We start from the raw sequence: 19910 nt of genomic DNA, 5'->3' as shown, positions 1-19910 counted from the left end.
CTCCTTGGCCCGGCGGCAGGGCCGGGGCGCGGGTAACGCGGTGGGAGGGGTTAGGCATGGGGGTGGGCGGGCTCAGCGGCCCCGGGAATACCAGGCGGCCAGGCGCGGCTTGCGGTACAGCCACAGCCGGCTGTTCAGCCAGGCGGCGGGCTTGTCCTTGACCACCACCCGGTGGATGTGGCCCGGGTCGTCGCCGGGGCGGTTGGGGCCGGGGCGCACGGTGTACAGGTGGCGGAATCCGGCGGCATTGGCTACTGCCAGGTAGTCGTCGTCGAAATAGCCCTGGGGCCAGCACAGGTGGTCGCTGACGGCGCCCAATCGCTCGGCCAGGGTGGCCCGGGCGCCGGCCAGGTCGTCGGCCAGGCCGGCGCGCTTGGCGGCGGCGTCGGGGCAGGTCTTGTCCCAGCGAGTGTGGCTATGAGTGTGGCTGTGGAACTCGAAGGTGCCGGCGGCGCGCATGGCCTCGATCTCGCTCCAGCGCACGATCACCTCGTCGGCGCGGCCGGCGGCGATGGCCGCCTTGCAGGCGTTGTGCTCGGGGGTGGCGGGCAGGGCGTCGCCAGCGGCCGCGCCGGCGTGGGAACGCACCGGACCGTCCTTGATCCAGTCGGTGACGACGAACATCACCGCCTTTTGCCCCAGTTCCTCGAGCACCGGATGGGCGTAGACCCAGTTGTCCAGGTAACCGTCGTCGAAGGTCAGTAGCACCGACTTGTCGGGCACCGGGGCGCCGGCCAGGTAGGCGGAGAACTCGGCGGCGGACAGGGTCCGGTAGCCGGCGGCGGCCAGGCCGCGCATTTGGTCGGCGAAGTGCTCCGGCGTGATGGTCACCAGCCCCGGCGAGGGGGAAACGTGGTGGTACATCAGCACCGGGACCGAGCGGGCGGGTTTCATCGGCCGCGCCTTTCCGCCAGGCTGCGCAGGTAGAAGGCTTCCATCTCGGCGGCCATGGTGGCCACGCTGAAGCGGGTGCGGGTGATTTCCAGGCCGGCGGCGCCGAAGCGGCGACGCAGTTCCGGGTCGTCCACCAGGGTGTAGAGGGCGCGGGTCAGGGCGGCCTCGTCCTTGGCCGGCACGAGCAGGCCGTTGACGCCGTCCTGGATCACTTCGGGCACCCCGTCCACCGCCGTGCCGATCACCGCCCGTCCGGCGGCCATGGCTTCGATGTAGGAGGTGCCCAAGGCTTCCTGCCAGGTGGCCAGGGCGAAGAAGTCGATGCCGGCCAGGACGTTGGGGATGTCGCGGCGCAGGCCGAGCAGATGCACCCGGTCGCTCAGCCCCTTTTCGCCGATGTAGGCCACCAGCCGGTCGTAGATCGGGCCGTCGCCGGCGAACACCAGGTGCACCTTGGGCCGTTCGGCGAGCAGGGGGATGGCGGCGTCGATCAGTTCCTTGTGGCCCTTCTCGAAGCGCAGGATGGCCACGGTGCCGATCAGGATGTCGTCCTCGGCCAGGCCCAGCTCGTCGCGCAGGGTGGAGCGCTCCACCGGGGGCGGCGGGACGATGCCGGTATAGACCGTCACCGCGTCCTGTTCCGGCACCCCCACCGACACCAGGTAGCGGCGCACCCAGTCGCTCACCGCCACCACCTTGTGGGGCAGCCACTTGTAGGTGGCCAGGGAGGTCACCGCCAGGGCCAGGTGGCGGGTGCGCACGATCAGCGGCGTGCCCGCCAGCCGGCCGGCCAGGCCGCCCACCAGGCTGTCGTGGCCGCTGTGGGTGTTGACCACGTCGAAGCGGCCGCGGCGCAGCAGGCGGCGCAGCTTCCACACCGCCTTCAGGTCGGCGCCACCGCGAATGCCGATGCGGTGCACCGTAAAGCCCGCCTCCTCGGCCCGGTCACCCAGGCGGGCGCCGGGTCGGCAGGCCACTTCCAGGGTGTGGCCGCGCTCGCGCAGGGACACCAGCTCCTTGAAGGTGCGGTGTTCCTGGCCGCCCCAGCCGGTGGAGGATTCGGTGTGCAGGATCTTGAGGGTCATGTCGTCGGGCAAGGCGCCGCCGGCGGGCCGGGCGGCAGGGGAAAACGCGCCATTATAAAGGCTTTGCGTCCCCCGCCCCGGCCGGCAGCAGCGACCGGTACAGGTCGAGCAGCCGGCCGGTCATGGCCTCGGCGCTCAGGGTCTTGGCCGCCGCCCGGGCCCGTTCGGCGCAGGTCCGGCGCACCTCCGGATCGAGCAGGCGGACCATGTTGGCGGCCAGGGCCGGTACGTCCCGGGCGTCGCAGAGGAAGCCGGCCTGGTGGGCCCGGACGATCTCCCCGGCGCCGCACTTGGTGCTGGTCAGCACCGGCAGGCCACAGGCCAGGGCCTCTAGCACGGCGTTGGACAGGGGGTCGTAGAGGGTGGGCAGGACGAAGGCGTCGGCGGCGCCGTAGAAGGGGCGCACGTCCACCTGGGGGCCGGCGAAGTGGATGCGCCGGCCGGCGGCGCCGAGTGTGCGGGCCTGCGCCTGGTAGCGAGCGGCGTGCTTGTCCTTGCCCACCACCAGCAGGTGGGCGTTGTCCGGCAGGCGGGCGACGGCCTCGATGGCCGGTCCCACCCCCTTTCGGGCGTAGCCCGAGCCGACCGACAGGTAGAGCATGGCGTCGCCGGGAATGCCGTAGCGGGCGCGGACCTCGTCCCGGTGCTCGGTCAGGGCAGGGGAGAAGCGTTCGGTGTCCACGGCGTTGTAGATGACGTGGAGCTTGTCCGGGGCGATGGAGAAGTGGGCGAGAATCTCCTCGCGCACCATCTCCGAGATGCAGATCACCGCCTTCAGCCGGGGACTGGCGAACAGGCGCCGCTCCGCGGCGAGGCGTAAGTGGTGGGCCGGGTTGAGGGCGATCGACAGCCGCCCCAGCCAGGACTGGGTGCGCCGCCGCTCGTCGAGCCAGACCCGGTGCACCCCGTCGCCGGCGCGGAAGATGTCGCAGCAGGGGATGCGCTCGTGGGATTGCACCAGGGTGGGCCGGTCCCGTTCCAGGGCGGCGCACACCGCCTTGCCGAAGCTCCAGTCGCGCCACAGGCTGCCCAGGTAGAAGGGATTGCAGATCACCGGGGCGAACAGGCTCTCGCCGCCGGGCCACTGGCGGGTGTACAGGGACAGGGCGATGCCCTGGCCGGCCAGGGCGTCCAGGGCCTGGCTGACGAAGCGCTCGGCCCCGCCGTAGGGGGTGTAGCGCTGGCGAACGATGGCGAGCTTCATGGCGTATGAGAGAGCTGGGGAGCGGGCGCGGTAGTGCGCTGGACTGCGGCGATGAAAGTGGCGGCGATTTCCGCTGGGGGAATGTCGGCCATGGCGCCGGGGGTGTAGAGGGGGGTGAGCGGGTTGCCGGGCAGCAGGCGCCATTCCGGGCGTATCTCGGCGAACAGGGCGACGCCCGGTTTGTCCAGGGCCGCGGCGATGTGCATGAGGCCGCCGTCGGCACCGATGAACAGAGCGCAGCGCTGGATTTCCCGGGCCGCTTCGGCCAAGTCGGGCAGGTCGAGGCGCACCGTGCAATGGCGTTCCACGAACCCGGCGGAGATGGCGGCCAGATCGTCCCGGGCGCTGGGGCCGTTGCCGATCAGCACGAAGCGGGGTTCCGGGGAGGCCGGCGGCCAGTCCCGGACCAGGGCGTCCAGCAAGCCGGGCCAGTCCCGCCAGCGGCGCCGGCCGTCCCGGCCGCCCAGGGCGACGGCGATGTGTCCGGCCTGGGGGGCGATGCCGTCCGTCACCGCCGGGGAAATGCGCGGCGGCAGGGGGGGCTGGCGGGGGTGGCCCAGCAGGCGTTCCAGGCGCAGGGCGGCGAAGTCGATGCGGGCGTAGCGTTCGCCCTGCTGGTGGTCGAGCAGGGTGGCGAAGGGCTGGCGCGGGTAGTGGCGCAGCTTGAGCTTGATCGAGGTGGTGCTGATGCAGTGGAGCAGGATGAAGTCGTAGTCCCGTGGGCAGTCCTCGATGCGCCGGTAGATGTGGCGGAAGCGGCTGTCTCCGTCGAACAGTTCGGCCGGCCCCTTGGTGATGCACAGGTCTATGGCGATCTCGTCGGGGAAGGCGAAGCGCTGGGACAGGTCCATGATGCTGTCGCCCAAGGTGGTCCAGTCATACACCCACAGGATGCGCCGGGTGCCGGCGGGCAGGCGCTTCGTCTGGCGCCATTTTTGCCCGGTCAGGCGGAGCAGCAACTCCCGCTCGACGACGCGCTTGAGTTGCCTGGCCCTCTGTCCCGGCGAGAGGGCCCGGTATTCGCCCTCCAGGTCGTTCAGGTAGGCACCGACGCCCAGGGCGTCGTAGATGGGGTGGTGGGTCCAGAAAAGCATGGCGGCGTGGGGCGGCTCAGTGCGCCTTTCAGTGCGCTTCTTCCCAGTTCGCCCCCGCCCCCACTTCCACCACCAGGGGCACGCGCAGGTCGGCGACCTTGGCCATCAGGCCGGGGAGTTCGGCGCGGATGCGCGGTAGTTCGGCATCGGGCACTTCCAGCACCAGTTCGTCGTGGACCTGTAGCAGCAGGCGGCTCTGCAGGCCCTCGTCTGCGAGCCAGCGGTGCACGGCGACCATGGCCAGTTTGATCAGGTCGGCGGCGGTGCCCTGCATCGGCGCGTTGATCGCCGCCCGTTCGGCGCCCTGGCGGCGGCCGGCCTGGCTGGCGCGGATGTCGGGCAGTTGCAGGCGGCGGCCGAATACGGTCTCCACGTAGCCCTGGTCCCGGGCCCGGGCCCGGGTTTCCTCCATGTAGCGGGCCACGCCGGGATAGCGGGCGAAGTAGCGGTCGATGAAGGTCTGGGCGGCGCTGCGCTCGATGTCCAGGGAGCGGGCCAGGCCGTGGGCGCTCATGCCGTAGATCAGGCCGAAGTTGATGGTCTTGGCGTAGCGGCGCTGTTCGCTGGTCACTTCCAGGGGCGTGATGCCGAAGATCTCGGCGGCGGTGGCGCGGTGCACGTCCTCGCCGGCGGCAAAGGCCGCCAGCAGGCCGGCGTCTTCCGACAGGTGGGCCATGATGCGCAGCTCGATCTGGGAATAGTCGGCGGACACCAGCACATGGCCGGCCGGGGCGACGAAGGCCTCGCGGATGCGTCGCCCTTCCGGGGTGCGCACCGGGATGTTCTGCAGGTTGGGGTCCGACGACGACAGCCGCCCGGTCACCGCGGTGGCCTGCGAGAAGTGGGTGTGGATGCGCCCGGTGACCGGGTTCACCATCTTCGGCAACTTGTCGGTGTAGGTGCCCTTGAGCTTGGCCAGGCTGCGGTATTCGAGCAGCAGCTTGGGCAGGGGGTAGTCCAGGGCCAGTTCCGAGAGCACTTCCTCGTCGGTGGAGGGGGTGCCGCCCGGGGTCTTCTTCTTCACCGGCAGTTCGAGCTTGACGAACAGAATCTCGGCCAGCTGCTTGGGCGAATTGAGGTTGAAGGGCTGGCCGGCCAGCACCTGGGCTTCCTGCTCCAGTTCCAGCAGGCGCTTGCCCAGGGCGTGGCTCTGGGCGTCGAGCCGGGCGCTGTCGATGAGGATGCCGGTGCGCTCCATGGCGAACAGCACCTCCCGGGAGGGCAGCTCGATATCCTGATAGATGCGCATCAGCCCCGCGTCGGCGGCGATGGCCGGATAGAGCCGTTCATGCACCCGCAGGGTGAAGTCGGTGTCCTCGGCGGCGTAAGCCGAGGCCTGGTCCACCGCCACCTGGTCGAAGCCGATCTGCTTGGCGCCCTTGCCGCACAGGTCGGTGTAGGCGATACCCACCAGACCCAGGTGGCGCTTGGCCAACTGCTCCAGATCGTGGCCCTTGTCGGCCTCCACCACGTAGGACTCGAGCATGGTGTCGTGGGCCACTCCGGCCAGGGCGATGCCGTGGTTGGCGAAGACGTGCTGGTCGTACTTGGCGTTCTGCAGCACCTTGGCGCGGTCGGCGGATTCCAGCCAGGGCTTGAGTCGGGTCAGGGCGGCGTCCCGGTCGAGCTGGGCGGGGGCGCCCGGGCCGCAGTGGGCCAGGGGCAGGTAGGCGGCCTCGCCCGCGGCCAGGGCGAAGGACATGCCGACGATGCGTGCCGCGAACGGGTCCAGGCTGGTGGTTTCGGTGTCCAGGGCGACCAGCTCGGCGGCGTCGATGCGCGCCAGCCAGCGGTCGAATGCGGCCTCGTCGAGGATCGTCTCGTAGCTGTCGCGGTGGCGGCCGTCGGCCACCAGGGCGGTGGGGTCCTGGGCGGCCACCGCCTCGGCGGCGGCACGGGCCGTGCCGCCGGTGTCGCCCGCCTCGCTGCCGGTGGCTTCCTTCAGCCAGGTCTTGAAGCCATAGTGGGCGTACAGCCCGGCCAGGGCGGCCACGTCGGGGGCGCGGGGAACGAGGCTGTCCACCGCCGGCAGATCGGCCACGTCGCATTTCACCGTCACCAGGCGGCGCCCCAGGGGGAGAAAGCCCAGGTGGTCGCGCAGGTTCTGCCCGGCCACTCCGCCGATCTCGCCGGCGTGGGCGATCACTCCGTCCAGATTGCCGTACTGGGTCAGCCACTTCACCGCGGTCTTGGGGCCCACCTTGGTCACGCCCGGCACGTTGTCCACCGTATCGCCGATCAGGGCCAGGTAATCGACGATCAATGCCGGCGGTACGCCGAACTTGGCTTCCACACCGGCCACGTCCAGGATCTCGTTGCTCATGGTGTTGACCAGGGTGACCCGGGGGCTGACCAGCTGGGCCAGGTCCTTGTCGCCGGTGGACACCACCACGTCGATGCCGGCGGCCTCGGCCCGGCGGGCCAGGGTGCCGATCACGTCGTCGGCCTCGACCCCGTCGATGGTCAGGATCGGCCAGCCGGCGGCGGCGATGGCTTCGTGGATGGCGGGAATCTGGGCGGCCAGATCCTCGGGCATGGGGGGGCGGTGGGCCTTGTAATCCGGGTACCAGTCGTCGCGGAAGGTCTTGCCCTTGGCATCGAAAATGCAGGCCCGGAAGTCGGCTGCCTCGCCGCTGCTCGCCTTGTGGTCGGCTTCCAGCCGACGTAGCATGGACAGCACCCCGTACAGCGCGCCCGTCGGCTCCCCGGCTGCATTGCGCAGGTCGGGGAGGGCATGGAAGGCCCGGTAGAGATACGACGAGCCGTCGACGAGCAGCAAGGAAGCCATAAGAGAACCTGAAGAATGAGCGAAAGAAGCAAACTGCCTGACCTCGCCGAACGCGAAGCCGCCCTGCAAAACCTGTCTGCGCGGGAATCCTGGCGGATTTTCGGCATTATGTCAGAGTTCGTCGAAGCCACTGACCGGCTGGCGCCGATCCGCCCCGCCGTGTCGATCTTCGGCAGCGCCCGGGTACCGCCGGGCTCCCCCTATTACGCCCTCACCGAAAGCATCGCCCGCAAATTGTCGGATGCCGGCTTCTCGGTCATCTCCGGTGGCGGGCCGGGCATCATGGAGGCCGCCAACAAGGGCGCCTTCGCTGGCAGGAGCCCCTCGGTGGGCCTCAACATCCAGCTGCCCCACGAACAAAAGTCCAACGCCTACCAGGACATTTCCCAGACCTTCCGCCACTTCTTCGCCCGCAAGTACATGTTCGTGCGCTTCGCCAACGCCTACGTGGTGATGCCCGGCGGTTTCGGCACCCTGGACGAAGTGATGGAGGCCCTGACCCTGATCCAGACCGGCAAGGGGCGCAAGATTCCCCTGGTGCTGGTCGGTACCGGCTTCTGGGGCGGGCTGGTGGGCTGGTTCCGCGACCGGCTGGTGGGCGAGGGCATGATCTCCCCCGAGGACATGAACCTGATCCAGGTGATCGACGATCCGGACCAGGTGGTCAATGCCATCTTCAAGCACTACGAGACCCGGGGCTTCGAGCCCCTGCCCGAAGAGCGGGAGATGCTGCTTAACCTGTGACCACAGGCCAACGCGCAAGCCTCGGCCTTCAGGCCGAGGTCAAGCGAGGCAGCGTCCCTACGGCGCCGAAGGCACCCCCGTATTGTGGTTTCGATGCTCCGGCCCTTGGGCCGGAGTTCTTCACGGCGCCGCCATCGCCCGGCTGTGCCGAGGGGGCGACGGGGCCGGTGGCTTCCAGCCAACGGCCGCCCTGCGCGGGGTGCGGCCCGTCCCGTTCCGCCCCGTTCCACGGCGCCGGGCAGGCCGGTTTAGGGGAACCCGGGCTGGGCTGGTAAAATGACACATGACGCTTCGGCCCCGTGCCTCGTTCGGTCTCGTTGCCGCGATGCAGGCGGAATGGGATGCCGGCCGCCGGCCGCTGCGAACCTCCGCCGCTGCCGGCCGTCTCACCAATAACCAGATAACCACTCGGGGAAGCTCCCCCAGGATGCCCGCCATGAAGCGCACCCTCGCCGCCGCCCTCCTGGGCCTCGTCTTCGCCGCCCCGGCCTTCGCCCAGAACGCTGCCGGCCGCACCCCCCTGCCCAACGTGCCGCCCCCGCCCCCGGAGATGGCGCCCTTCGACGCCGCCATCGAGCCCGAGGTGACCATCAAGAAGCGGGACGAGGACACGGTGGAGGAATACCGCATCCGGGGCCGCCTCTACATGGTCAAGGTGACGCCCAAGGTCGGCCCCCCGTACTACCTGATCGACGACCGGGGCGACGGCAACTTCGCCCGGCGCGACGCCCTCGATTCCGGGGTGCGCCCGCCGATGTGGGTGATCGGCACCTTCTGATCCGGCCCCTCGTCCGCCGGCGCGGCCTGGCCGGTCGCGCCGCGGCCCGTTGACGTGCCACCCATCCCCTCCTTTTATCGCTTCGCCTTTCGCGTCCCGCGCCTTCCTCTGCGAGTACCGCTGCCATGACGGCCCCCGATTTCCCCCTGTCCGCCCCGCCCTTCGAAGGCGAATCCCGGGTCGTGCCCGCCGGCCGCGCCATCGACTGGCTGCGCGAAGGCTGGGCCCTGTTCATCGCCCAGCCGGGCGTGTGGTTGGCCATGGGCGCCCTGTTCTTCGTCATCGTCGTCGGCGTGATGATCTTCCCCGTGGTTGGCGAACTGGCCGCCCACTGGTTCGTGCCGGTGCTGCTGGCCGGCCTGATGGCGGCGGCGCGGCGCATCGAGCGGGGCGAGGAAGCCCACGTGGCCGACATGTTCTCGGCCTTCTCGCCCAAGCACGCCCCGGTGCTGCGCGTCGGCGTGCTGTTCATGGTCGGCTGGCTGGCGATCATCGCCATCGGCATCCTGATCGGCTGGGCCGCCACCTTTGGCGGCTCGGTCCAGGCTGTCGCCGGCGGCGGCCTGCTCGGCACCGGCATCGCCGTGGCCGGGGTGCTGTTCGCCATCGTGGTGGTCCTGGTCAGCTCGGTGCCCCTGGTCATGGCCGTGTGGTACGCCCCGGCCCTGGCCTACTTCCACGACATGACCGCCCGCAACGCCATGCGCGCCAGTTTCGAGGCGGTGGCCCGCAACGGCGTGGCCTTCCTGGTCTACGGCCTGTTCATCATGCTCATCCTGTTCTTCGGTGCCCTGTCCCTGGGCCTGGGGCTGGTGGTGGCGGCGCCGGTGATCGCCTGCTCGATCTACGTCTCCTACCGGGACGTGTTCCTCGGCACCTGAGATGCTGATCGCCCGCATCGTTCCCGCCGCGCGCGGCTGGCGCTGGGTGAGCGAAGGCTTCGCCCTGTTCCGCCGCAACCCGGGAGTGCTGGCCCTGATGGTGGTCGGCTACTGGTTCATCCTCGGCGCGGTCAACCTGGTGCCGGTGCTCGGCGGCGTGGTCGCCACCCTGCTGGTGCCGGCCCTGTCGGTTGGGGTGCTGACCGCCTGCCGCACGATCGACACCCGCCATACCGCCCTGCCGCACCTGCTGTTCGCCGGGCTGCGCCAGCGGCCGGGGCCCCTGATCGCCCTGGGCGGGCTCAATTTCCTGGCCTCGCTGCTGGTGCTGTCCCTGGTGTCCCTGCTCGACGGCGGCACCCTGATGCGCTGGATGACCACCGGAGTGCGCCCCGACCCGGAAGAATTGGGCGGGCTGGCCGGCGCCGCCCAGGTTGGGCTGGCGATCTACGTGCCGGTGTTCATGGCCTTCTGGTACGCCCCCCAGCTGGTGGCCTGGCACGGCCATTCCCTGGGCAAGGCCCTGTTCTTCAGCTTCTTCGCCTGCCTGCGCAACTGGCGCGCCTTCCTGGTCTATGGCCTGAGCCTGATCCTGGTGGGCGGCGTACTGCCCGGCCTGGTGGTGAGCCTGCTGCCCGACCAGGCCGGACTGGCGGTGCTGTTCTCGGTGCCCTTCCTGATGGCCATGGCGCCGATCTTCTTCGCCAGCTTCTACCTGAGCTACCGGGACGTCTTCGTCGAGGCCGACGACGGGCAGGAGGCCGCGGAAGAACAGCCCCCCCGGCCCGACGCCGAAGCGCCGCGCCAGGAGCCGGAGCCAGGCTCCGGTCAGGACGGCCCGAATGCTGCGCCCTGAGCCGACTTTGGCGATGCCCACGTCGAACGCCGCGCCAGTCGCGCCTTTTCAGCCCCTCGGCATTTTCGGCGGCACCTTCGATCCGGTGCACCTGGGCCACCTGCGCCTGGCCGAGGAGGCCCGGGAGCAGCTCGGCCTGCCCGAGGTGCGCTGGATTCCCGCCGGCCAGCCGCCCCACCGGACCGGCCCCCGGGTGGCCAGCCGCCACCGCCTGGCCATGGTGCGCGCCGCCACCGCCGACAACCCGGCGTTCTCGGTGGACAGCGCCGAGGTGGAATCCGACGCCCCGTCCTACACCGTCACCACCCTGGAGCGCCTGCGCGGCCTGGAAGGCGCCCGCCCCCTGGTGCTACTGCTCGGCGCCGATGCTTTCCTCGGCTTCACCCGCTGGCACCGCTGGCGCGACATCGTCGAACTGGCCCACCTGGCGGTGCTCACCCGCCCCGGCTTCCAGTTCGACCCGGCCAAGGTGGCCGCCGGCGAAGGCATGCCGGCGGACGCGGAACTGGCCGAGCTGATCGAGGGCCGCCGCCTCGCCCCGGGGGGCAGCGCGTCCCTGCGCGAGGGCCCGGCCGGCAGCCTGGTCTTTCTGCCCATGGCGCCCCTGGCGATTTCCGCCACCGACATCCGCGCCCGCCTGGGCGAGGCCCGCAGCGTGCGTTATTTGCTGCCGTCGAGCGTGATCGACTATATTGCGGCGAATAGGCTTTATCGCCCCGAATAGCCCGCGGCACCGCCGTTCGCCGCCGTTGGCGGCGCGTTGCCCGATTTTTACAACCTGTTTCCCCCCAATAGAACTGATTTGATGGACGCTTCCCAACTGCAATCCGCCGTGGCCCTGGTGGTCGACGCCCTCGAAGACATCAAGGGCAAGGACATCGAGGTGATCGACACCAGCAAGCTCACCTCCCTGTTCGACCGCATCGTCATCGCCAGCGGCGACTCCAACCGCCAGGTCAACGCCCTGGCCCGCAACGTCGAGGAAAAGGCCAAGGAAGGCGGCCTCGAGGTGATTTCGGTGGAAGGCCAGGGCGGCGGCGAATGGGTGCTGGTAGACCTGGGCGACATCGTCGTCCACGTCATGCAGCCCGCCGTGCGCCAGTACTACGCCCTCGAAGAACTGTGGGCCGCCCGTCCGCCGCGGCGCACCGCCTCCCCCCTGGTCGAGCCGCCCGAGGCCGCCTGAGCCTGGGCGCGGCGATGAAGCTGCACATTCTCGCCGTCGGGCACAAGATGCCCGGCTGGGTCGAAACCGGCTGTCAGGAATACCTCAAGCGCATGCCTCGGGAACTGCCGGCGGCGGTGCTGGAAATCAAGCCCGAGCCCCGGGCCGGCGGCAAGACCCGGGAGCAGCTGATGGCCGCCGAGCGCACCCGCATCGAGGCCGCCCTGCCCAAGGACGCCCGCCTGATCGCCCTGGACGAGCGCGGCGACGACCTGACCACGGCCCGCTTCGCCGAGCGCATCGAACGCTGGATGGACGAAGGCCGCGACCTGGCCTTCGTCATCGGTGGCGCCGACGGGCTGGACCCGGCGATCAAGTCCCGGGCCGACAGCCTGCTGCGCCTGTCCAGCATGACCCTGCCCCACGCCATGGCCCGTCTGATCCTGGCCGAGCAGTTGTACCGCGCCGCCAGCCTGATCAAGGGCCATCCCTACCACCGGGAATGAGCGGACATATGGCGACTCCGGGGCGAGCCCGGGGCCACGCCGTCCGGCCGCCGTCGCGGTGAGCGGCACCCCGCCCGCATGCCGACTCCGACCCTTATGAATTCCCCAAGCGCCGACGCCATGATCAACGCCCCGCAACGCCTCTACCTCGCCTCCCGCAGCCCGCGGCGGCGCGAGCTTTTGACCCAGATCGGCGTCCATTTCGACACCCTGCTGTTCCGCGCCGGCGCCCGGGCGGACGGCGAGGTGGACGAGACGCCGCACCCCGGCGAAGACCCGGTGGCCTACGTGCAGCGGGTGGCCCGGGCCAAGGCCGAGCACGGCCTGCGCATCCTCGGCTGGCGCAAGTTGCAGCCCCAGCCGGTGCTGTCGGCGGACACCACGGTGGAAATCGATGGCCAGATCCTGGGCAAGCCCCTGGACGGTGACGATGCCGCCCGCACCCTGCGCCTCTTGTCCGGCCGCGCCCACCGGGTGCTCACCGCGGTGGTGGTGGCCACCCCGGCGGGCCAGCGGGTGGAGGCCCTGTCCGAGAGCCGGGTGCGCTTCCGCGAGTTGAGCGACGCCGAAATCCGCCGCTACGTGACCACCGGCGAGCCCCTGGACAAGGCCGGCAGCTACGGCATCCAGGGCCGGGCGGCCCTGTTCGTCGCCCACATGGAAGGCAGCTACACCGGCATCATGGGCCTGCCCCTGTTCGAGACCGGCGAACTGCTGCGTCGCATCGGCTTCGAGGGCGTCTGAAGCGTCTTGGGGGGCCGGGCCGCGGTCCGGCCGCTCGTGCCGGGCAAGGGTGATGTATTAATAAAATTCATGTTTCCGGTCGAGCGAAAACAAAGGTCCGCGCCAGTCGCAGAGTTTGGCGATGCGCCTGTTGTAAAACATGAAGAAAATTAATATGTCGCAGGCGGTTTCCCGTCGTGCGGAGCCGGAATCGGAGCCGGCTTCATAGCGGCAACAGGCGATACGCCCCGGCGCCCGCCGGGATCATCAGAGGCGCATTGCACGCCTCGCACACTCCCGAATCACCCGCGCGTCAGCATCCCCGCCAGCAGTTCGGCTGCCTGATTGGCCCCCTCCGGGGCCGGCGGCTGCGGGGTCGGCTGGCGCCACAGGGCTTCCAGGTCGGCGATGACGTCGCCGTCGCGCAGTTGCGTCTCATCGATCTCCCGGCAGCGGCCGTGGGCGGCCAGCCAGGGGATCAGGGCGTCCTGTTCCATCCAGCCGGGGCGGCGCACGTAGAGCATGGGGATGCCGTTGCAGCCGGCCTCGGCGAAGGTGCCGTAGCCCGGCTTGCCCACCACCGCGTCCACCGACGCCAGCAGATCGGTGAAATCCCAGCCCAGCGGCTCGTAGGCCACCAGGTCGCATCGCTCGGCCCGCACGCCCTTCGGCAGGGCCGCCAGCCAGGCGGCATGGACCAGCCAGCGCCAGCCGGGGCGGCGGGGCCAGCGTTGCAAGGCAATCTGCCCGGCGGGCTGGGGAATGCCGCCCAGGGCGGCCAGCACCGCCGGCCCCCGGTGGCCGTCCGGCCCGGGGGGGAGCAGGTGCTCCAATTCGTCGCGGCGGCGCCGGCCCAGGCGGGCCACCGGGCCCACCACGACCCGGTTGTCCAGGTCGGCCATGGGCATGGCCGGCGTCAATTGCACGAAGGCCCGGGCACTGCGGTAGGCCGCCGCCATCTGGGCGTGGATGGGGGCGGCCCAGGCGGCATCCTGGGCATCGCAAAAGGTGTGGGCGAACAGGTCGGCCCAGTGGAGCGAACTCATGGCCACCGCTGGAATGCCGGCCCGGGCGGCGGCGGCCAGGGGCAGGTAGGCCACGTTGCTCAGGACCAGGTCCGGGGCGCCGCCGGGTAGCCCGGCTAGCCAGGCGGCCTCGGCCGCCACCCGGGCGTCCCAGTCGGCGTGGAGCGCCCGGTAGGCGGCGGCGCTGGCGGGCGCGTCGATGCGCAGCGGGTCGGCCATGACGAAGCCGAAGTCCAGGGCCCGGGGGATCAGGGTGAAGCCTTCCGGCAGGCGCTGGCGCAGCTTGGCTTCCGGTGCCCCGCTGACCACGGTCAGACGCAGGCCGGGCAGCCGCTCGGCCAGGGCCGCCAGCACCGGGCCGGTCTGGGCGATGTGGCCGAAGCCGTGGCCGGTGATGGCGGCGAGCAGGTGGGCCATGGCCGGTGCGCGCTCCGCCGCTTAAACGAAGCGGGCGAGGAAGGCGCCGGCCAGGTCCTCCGGCAGGGGCAGCCAGACCCGGTGGCCGCTGCCCGGGGCCACCTCGATGGCCTCGCCGGCGGCGTTCTCCAGCCGCTCCACGACGAATTCCCGGTTGCCGGCGGGGTGGATCGCTTCGATCCGGTCGCCGCGGCCGAAGCGGTTCTTCACCACCACCTCGACCAGGCCCCGGGCCGCATCGTAGCCGGCCACGTCGCCGACGTAGAGGCTGCGGTCCGATTCGGAATGGCCGCGCAGGTAGTTCTGGTAGGCCTGGTCCGGGTGGCGTTCGTAGAAACCGCCGGTGTAACCCCGGTTGGCCAGGCCTTCCAGCTCGGACAGCAGGGTGGCGTCGAAGGGCCGGCCGGCCACCGCGTCGTCGATGGCCTGGCGGTAGGTCTGGCACACCCGGGCGACGTAGTAGGGCGACTTGGTGCGGCCCTCGATCTTGAGCGAATCGACGCCGATCTCCACCAGCCGGGCAACGTGCTCGATGGCGCGCAGGTCCTTGGAGTTGAGCACGTAGGTGCCGTGCTCGTCCTCTTCCATGGGCATCAGCTCGCCGGGGCGCTGGCTTTCCTCGATCAGCCAGACCTGGCCGGCGGGGGCGGCGGCAGGCGGCGGTGCGGGGGGCGGTTGCAGCCGGGCCACGTCGCCGCTGGGCTGTTCCTCGCCGGGCAGCACTTTGTAGTCCCAGCGGCAGGAGTTGGTGCAGGTGCCCTGGTTGGCGTCCCGGTGGTTGAAGTAGCCCGAGAGCAGGCAGCGGCCCGAGTAGGCGATGCACAGGGCGCCGTGCACGAACACTTCCAGCTCGGTGTCCGGGCATTCCTGGCGGATTTCCGCCACCTCGTCGAGGGACAGCTCCCGGGACAGGATCACCCGTTCGACGCCGACGCTCTTCCAGAACTTCACCGCCGCGTAGTTCACCGTGTTGGCCTGGACCGACAGGTGGATCGGCAGCTCGGGCCAGGCCTCGCGCACCATGGCGATCAGCCCCGGGTCGGCCATGATCAGGGCGTCGGGCTGCAACGCCACCACCTCGGCCAGGTCCGCCAGGTAGGTCTTGACCTTGGCGTTGTGGGGGATGACGTTGCTCACCAGGTAGAAGCGCTTGCCCTGGGCGTGGGCGCCGGCGATGCCCCGGGACAGGGCGTCCAGGGTCGAGAATTCGTTGTTGCGGGTGCGCAGGCTGTAGCGCGGCTGGCCGGCATAGACCGCGTCGGCGCCGAAGGAAAAGGCGGTGCCGGCCATGGCCAAGGAGCCGGCGGGGGCCAGCAGTTCGGGGGCGCGGCGGGTGGTGGGTGGGGCGGCAGAAAGGGCGGCGGAAGGGGAGGGGCGGGGCACTGGGTTAGAATCCGGAAAAGCAAAAGCCGCAGCCGGCGGCATTCCCCGATCCGGGGCGCCGCGCCTGCGGTCCGACCAATTTTACCGCTCCCACCATGGCCGAAGACATCCTCATCAACTTCACCCCCCAGGAAACCCGCGTCGCGGTGATGCAGCAGGGGGTGGTGCAGGAACTGCACATCGAGCGCACCGCCAGCCGCGGCATCGTCGGCAACATCTACCTGGGCAAGGTGGTGCGCATCCTGCCGGGGATGCAGTCGGCCTTCATCGACGTGGGCCTGGAGCGCACCGCCTTCCTGCACGTGGCCGACATCCTGATGCCCCGGGAGCCCGGGGAGAATGGCAGCGGCCACGGGCACGGCGCGGCCAAGCCCATCGAGCGCATCCTGTCCGAGGGCCAGAGCCTGCTGGTGCAGGTGATCAAGGACCCGATCGGTACCAAGGGGGCGCGGCTGTCTACCCAGATTTCGATCGCCGGGCGGATGCTGGTGTACCTGCCCCAGGAAAAGCACATCGGCATTTCCCAGCGCATCGGCGATGAGCAGGAACGCCTGGCCCTGAAGGGCCGCCTGACCCGCCTGGTGCCCGAGGACGAGCCCGGCGGCTTCATCGTCCGCACCATGGCCGAGGGCGCCACCGACGACGAGCTGGCCCGGGACATCGAGTACCTGCGCCGCATCTGGCGCGACATACGCGACGCCGCGCGCAGTTCCGCGCCGCCGGCCCTGCTCTACCAGGAACTGTCCCTGGGGCAGCGGGTGCTGCGCGACTTCGTCAATCCGGAGACGGCGCGCATCGTCATCGACTCCCGGGAGAACTTCCAGAAGCTCACCCAGTTCGCCGAGGTGTACACCCCCACGGTGCTGGAGCTGCTCGAACACTACACCGGCGAACGGCCCCTGTTCGACCTGCACGGGGTGGAAGAGGAGATCGAGAAGGCTCTGGCCCGGCGGGTCGAACTCAAGTCCGGCGGCTACCTGATCATGGACCAGACCGAGGCCATGACCACCATCGACGTGAACACCGGCGGCTTCGTCGGCCACCGCAACTTCGACGACACCATCTTCAAGACCAATCTGGAAGCGGCCCACGTCATCGCCCGCCAGCTGCGCCTGCGCAACCTGGGCGGCATCATCATCATCGACTTCATCGACATGGAGACCCCGGAGCATCGCGACGCGGTGCTGGCCGAGTTCAACAAGGCCCTGGCCCGGGACCACACGCGCATGACGGTCAATGGCTTCACCGCTCTGGGCCTGGTGGAGATGACGCGCAAGCGCACCCGGGAATCCCTGGCCCACGTGCTGTGCGAGCCCTGTCCCACCTGCGGCGGCCGGGGCGAGGTGAAGACGGCGCGCACCGTCACCTACGAGATTCTGCGCGAGCTGCTGCGCGAGGCCCGCCAGTTCAACGCCCGGGAATACCGGGTGATCGCCGCCCCGGCGGTGATCGACCTGTACCTGGACGAGGAATCCCAGTCCCTGGCCATGCTCTCCGACTTCATCGGCAAGCCCATCTCGCTCCAGGCCGAGCCGGGCTATTCCCAGGAGCAGTACGACATCGTGCTTTTATGAGTTGGGACTATGGCTCTGGTAGCGCCAGGAGTCTGTAATCCCTTATGCAACTTAGCAGGTACTCAGTAGAGGGGCGGGCTTATCGTTCCTGCAACAAACGATTCACCTCAACTACGTCACTTTCAGTCAAGGTGCCAACCGAAGCCTTGAGCTTCAAGCCTTGGAGCAAGATGTCGTAGCGCGCCTTGGACAGGTCTCGCCGTGTCGCGAACAGCTGTTGCTCGGAGGTGAGCACATCCATATTCGTGCGCAGGCCGATGCGGTAACCCACTTGGTTTCCTTTGACAGCATTTTCTCCCGCGATTTGGGCTGATTCCAGTGCCTCGATACGCGCCTGTCCATTAATTATGGCGGCGTATGCTTGCCTCGTGTCTGTCGTTACCCGACGCCGGGTGTCTTCTAATCGGGCAAGCTCTTTACTCCGATTGGCAATTGCTTCCTCAATGCGTGCATTTGTTGCGCCACCGGAAAACAAGGGAACGTTGATCTGTACGCTAGCCAGCATTGAGCGTGTGTTGGTTGAATAATCAAGCGGGGTTGTCAGGCTACCCGAGCTGTAGCTTGCTCCACGGGAGGCAACCAGATCGACGGTTGGCAGATGCTCCGCACGATTACGGCTAATTTCAGCCTCAGCGGCGTCTACGGTGCTTTTTTGTGCGCGCACTGCCGGATTTTGCTCTCGTGCTTGCATTACCCACTGTTGTACATCCGCGGGTTGTGGCTCAGGCATGATTGCTGCACTACCTAAAGCAGCTAGTTTGCCGTTAACAGGCCCGACGATCCGCTCTAGTTCTGAGTGTTTTATTTCAACCTCGTTTTCTGCCGCAATTTTCAATGCACGGGCATCATCACGACGGGAGCGTGCTTCGTGCATGTCCGTGATTGCTCGCACCCCTGTTTCGAAACCGCGTTTTGCTTGTCGCCACTGTTCATCTAGCGCACGCAGTTGTGCCTCGGCTGCCATCTGGGCTTCCTCTGCAATTAGCGTATCGAAATATGCTTGTGCAAGGCGGAGGATCAACTCATGCAGAGTTTGTGTAAATTGCGCCTCAGCGGCATCAGCCTGCAGAGTCGATTGCTGATAGGCAAAGACGTTTTGCAGGCGGACAAGCGGTTGCGTAAGTTGAAGAGTCCAAGTCCAGGCGTCCACATTTCGATCAACCGTGGACTGATTGGAGAACGTGGTTTGAGCTCGCGTGCGACCATCATTGCCAGAGATACTCAGGGCTGGCAGTAGTCCAGCTCGGGCTTGTGGAACTTTCTGTTCAGTGGCCTCCCTGGTATGGCGGGCAATCTCGAAGACTGGATCATCGTTTTGGGCGATACGATAGAGTGTCAGTAAATCTACTGACCATGCATTACCAAAAAAAGCGTAAAAAGCGCAGGTATATAGGCACCTCAAGAGGCACCATTTCACCACTAAGGACATTCTTATCGCTCCCGCCCACTGTCATGGAGAGTTTTTTGTACTGGCGAAAGCAGGTATTCAAATACACTGCGACGTCCCTGGTGGATTTCAGCGATAACCTGCATGCCTGGTACAAGCTTGAAGCTCTTCCCCTGGGTGTCAAGTCGTTGATTTTTGAGTGATATAAGTGCCTTGTATGCAGGTGTTTGCGGCGTGCTCTTGTTTCCATCCTTACTGCCCGAGGCATGAGGGTCAGCTTCATCGGCATCAGGGCCAACGTGGACGACAGTTCCTTCCATCAGGCCATATTTTTCGAATGGATAAGGGACCAATTTGAGCTTGGTTATCTGCCCTGGATATACAAAGCCAACATCGTCGTTCTTTACTCTGACCTCGGCGATTAGCGGCTCACTCTCAGGTACTAAGGAAAGTAAAACGGTTCCAGTTGAAACAACAGTTCCAACGGTGTGGGTGGCTAAATCCTTTACAACACCTGCTTGTGGTGCCTTGAGCTCGAGCAGGTCAACCTTATGAGCTTGTTTCACGAGCTCTTGCTGTAATTTTCGATATTGGCCTTCAGCGTCTATCCGTTCGTTCTGCAGGTCGCTGCGATATTTCGAAGTGACCTGATCAAGTTGTTTAGTTGCTTCGGCAGCCGCAGCGGCCAGTGATGCAACGGTGGCTTGTTGGGCGTTGAGTTCGCGTGCCTTCTCAAGGTGTTCCCGCTGCTTTTCTCGCATCATCACCTGTGGAACATAGCCATCTTTGCCCATCTCTGTGTAGGCCATGGCTTGTTCTTTGAGAATGGGTTCTGCCTCTTTTAGCTTTTCCAGTGTTTCAACACCTGCCTCATGATCGCGCTTGGCTTTCTTCAGCCGTTCAGTTGCTTGGTTGATTGCATCCTCATATGCCTTGCGATGATCGTGATATTGAGCTGTCACTGACGCAGCCAGGTCGGACGGTATGTCGTTTCGGGGCTGGAATGGCGCATTGCCGAGCTCGGCACCGATTCGCTGCAGTTGAAGGGCGCGTAATGCTGCTTCGGTATTGAGCGTACGTTGGTCGGCCTCCGCCACTTGGCGGTCGAGACGCAGAAGCACCTGCCCTGCCTGTACTGCTTCGCCCTCGCGTACGAGTATCTCCTGTACGATCCCGGCATCCGCGGGCTGGACGATCTTTACATAGGTTTGCGGTACCAGCCTTCCTTCTGCACTGGCAATAATGTCTAGCCGGCCGAACATTGCCCAGAGCACCAAGATGCCGAACAGGATGCTCACGATGAAAAGAATTGCTCTTGGCAAGCGCGCTGGTGGGCTTTCCTGGATGGAAAGGAGACCAGGAGCAAAATCGAGAGCGTCTGACGAGAGTGTGGAAGAGTGGGACAT

The 19910-nt window shown here is 67.8% G+C and carries 18 protein-coding genes; 9 read left to right on the top strand and 9 right to left on the bottom strand.

Annotated elements, in window-relative coordinates; genetic code table 11:
- Window positions 1–72: 72 nt before the first annotated feature.
- From LWW89_RS06755 to polA, 5 genes are read right to left on the bottom strand one after another with little or no spacing between them, the layout of a single operon-like run.
- A complete protein-coding gene (locus tag LWW89_RS06755; protein WP_293263064.1) occupies window positions 73–894 on the bottom strand; it encodes a polysaccharide deacetylase family protein in 822 nt (273 codons plus the stop codon).
- The gene (locus tag LWW89_RS06750; RefSeq protein ID WP_293263062.1) at window positions 891–1979 is read right to left on the bottom strand and encodes a glycosyltransferase family 4 protein; all 1089 of its coding nucleotides are present in this window, start codon (window positions 1977–1979) and stop codon (window positions 891–893) included. The genes LWW89_RS06755 and LWW89_RS06750 overlap by 4 nt, the downstream gene beginning before the upstream one ends.
- 52 nt (window positions 1980–2031) lie before the next feature.
- Window positions 2032–3183, bottom strand: coding sequence for a glycosyltransferase family 4 protein (locus LWW89_RS06745; protein WP_293263061.1), 1152 nt, complete (start codon window positions 3181–3183; stop codon window positions 2032–2034).
- The gene (locus LWW89_RS06740) at window positions 3180–4277 is read right to left on the bottom strand and encodes a glycosyltransferase family 9 protein (RefSeq protein ID WP_293263060.1); all 1098 of its coding nucleotides are present in this window, start codon (window positions 4275–4277) and stop codon (window positions 3180–3182) included. The genes LWW89_RS06745 and LWW89_RS06740 overlap by 4 nt, the downstream gene beginning before the upstream one ends.
- Window positions 4278–4305: 28 nt before the next feature.
- On the bottom strand, window positions 4306–7065 hold the full coding sequence (polA, locus tag LWW89_RS06735; RefSeq protein WP_293263059.1) for a DNA polymerase I: 2760 nt from the start codon (window positions 7063–7065) through the stop codon (window positions 4306–4308).
- A 15-nt stretch (window positions 7066–7080) separates the two neighbouring features.
- On the opposite strand from polA, the gene LWW89_RS06730 reads away from it, so the two are divergent.
- From LWW89_RS06730 to LWW89_RS06695, 8 genes are all read left to right on the top strand, one after another.
- Window positions 7081–7809 (top strand): TIGR00730 family Rossman fold protein, encoded by a 729-nt coding sequence (locus LWW89_RS06730; RefSeq protein ID WP_293263058.1) that lies wholly within the window; start codon window positions 7081–7083, stop codon window positions 7807–7809.
- A gap of 436 nt (window positions 7810–8245) precedes the next feature.
- On the top strand, window positions 8246–8587 hold the full coding sequence (locus LWW89_RS06725) for a DUF2782 domain-containing protein (protein ID WP_293263057.1): 342 nt from the start codon (window positions 8246–8248) through the stop codon (window positions 8585–8587).
- A gap of 125 nt (window positions 8588–8712) precedes the next feature.
- Window positions 8713–9468: a BPSS1780 family membrane protein gene (locus LWW89_RS06720; RefSeq protein WP_293263056.1), complete on the top strand. Its 756-nt coding sequence runs from the start codon at window positions 8713–8715 to the stop codon at window positions 9466–9468.
- A 1-nt stretch (window position 9469) separates the two neighbouring features.
- Entirely contained in the window at window positions 9470–10324 is an 855-nt protein-coding gene (locus LWW89_RS06715) for a BPSS1780 family membrane protein (protein ID WP_293263055.1), read from the top strand.
- A gap of 13 nt (window positions 10325–10337) precedes the next feature.
- Window positions 10338–11048, top strand: a complete 711-nt coding sequence (gene nadD, locus LWW89_RS06710; protein ID WP_293263054.1) for a nicotinate-nucleotide adenylyltransferase — start codon at window positions 10338–10340, stop codon at window positions 11046–11048.
- Window positions 11049–11129: 81 nt separating this feature from the next.
- A complete protein-coding gene (gene rsfS / locus LWW89_RS06705) occupies window positions 11130–11510 on the top strand; it encodes a ribosome silencing factor (RefSeq protein WP_293263052.1) in 381 nt (126 codons plus the stop codon).
- Between the two features lie 14 nt (window positions 11511–11524).
- Window positions 11525–11995: a 23S rRNA (pseudouridine(1915)-N(3))-methyltransferase RlmH gene (rlmH, locus tag LWW89_RS06700; RefSeq protein ID WP_293263050.1), complete on the top strand. Its 471-nt coding sequence runs from the start codon at window positions 11525–11527 to the stop codon at window positions 11993–11995.
- A gap of 96 nt (window positions 11996–12091) precedes the next feature.
- Window positions 12092–12739 (top strand): Maf family protein, encoded by a 648-nt coding sequence (locus LWW89_RS06695; protein WP_293263048.1) that lies wholly within the window; start codon window positions 12092–12094, stop codon window positions 12737–12739.
- Window positions 12740–13020: 281 nt separating this feature from the next.
- Here the strand turns inward: LWW89_RS06695 and LWW89_RS06690 are convergent, their stop codons facing one another.
- Window positions 13021–14160: a hypothetical protein gene (locus LWW89_RS06690; protein WP_293263046.1), complete on the bottom strand. Its 1140-nt coding sequence runs from the start codon at window positions 14158–14160 to the stop codon at window positions 13021–13023.
- 21 nt (window positions 14161–14181) lie between these two features.
- Window positions 14182–15543, bottom strand: coding sequence for a tRNA 5-hydroxyuridine modification protein YegQ (yegQ, locus tag LWW89_RS06685; protein WP_293263044.1), 1362 nt, complete (start codon window positions 15541–15543; stop codon window positions 14182–14184).
- 95 nt (window positions 15544–15638) lie between these two features.
- On the opposite strand from yegQ, the gene rng reads away from it, so the two are divergent.
- Window positions 15639–17117: a ribonuclease G gene (rng, locus tag LWW89_RS06680; protein WP_293263042.1), complete on the top strand. Its 1479-nt coding sequence runs from the start codon at window positions 15639–15641 to the stop codon at window positions 17115–17117.
- Between the two features lie 79 nt (window positions 17118–17196).
- Here rng and LWW89_RS06675 read toward each other — a convergent pair whose 3' ends face one another.
- Both LWW89_RS06675 and LWW89_RS06670 read right to left on the bottom strand, forming a co-directional pair.
- Window positions 17197–18546, bottom strand: coding sequence for a TolC family outer membrane protein (locus LWW89_RS06675; RefSeq protein ID WP_293263040.1), 1350 nt, complete (start codon window positions 18544–18546; stop codon window positions 17197–17199).
- Between the two features lie 2 nt (window positions 18547–18548).
- The gene (locus LWW89_RS06670; protein WP_293263038.1) at window positions 18549–19910 is read right to left on the bottom strand and encodes an HlyD family type I secretion periplasmic adaptor subunit; all 1362 of its coding nucleotides are present in this window, start codon (window positions 19908–19910) and stop codon (window positions 18549–18551) included.

Source organism: Oryzomicrobium sp. (assembly GCF_021287045.1).
Taxonomy (GTDB): Bacteria; Pseudomonadota; Gammaproteobacteria; order Burkholderiales; family Rhodocyclaceae; genus Oryzomicrobium.
Note: the sequence above shows the minus strand (reverse complement) of the source record. Positions and strands in the feature narration are given on the sequence as shown.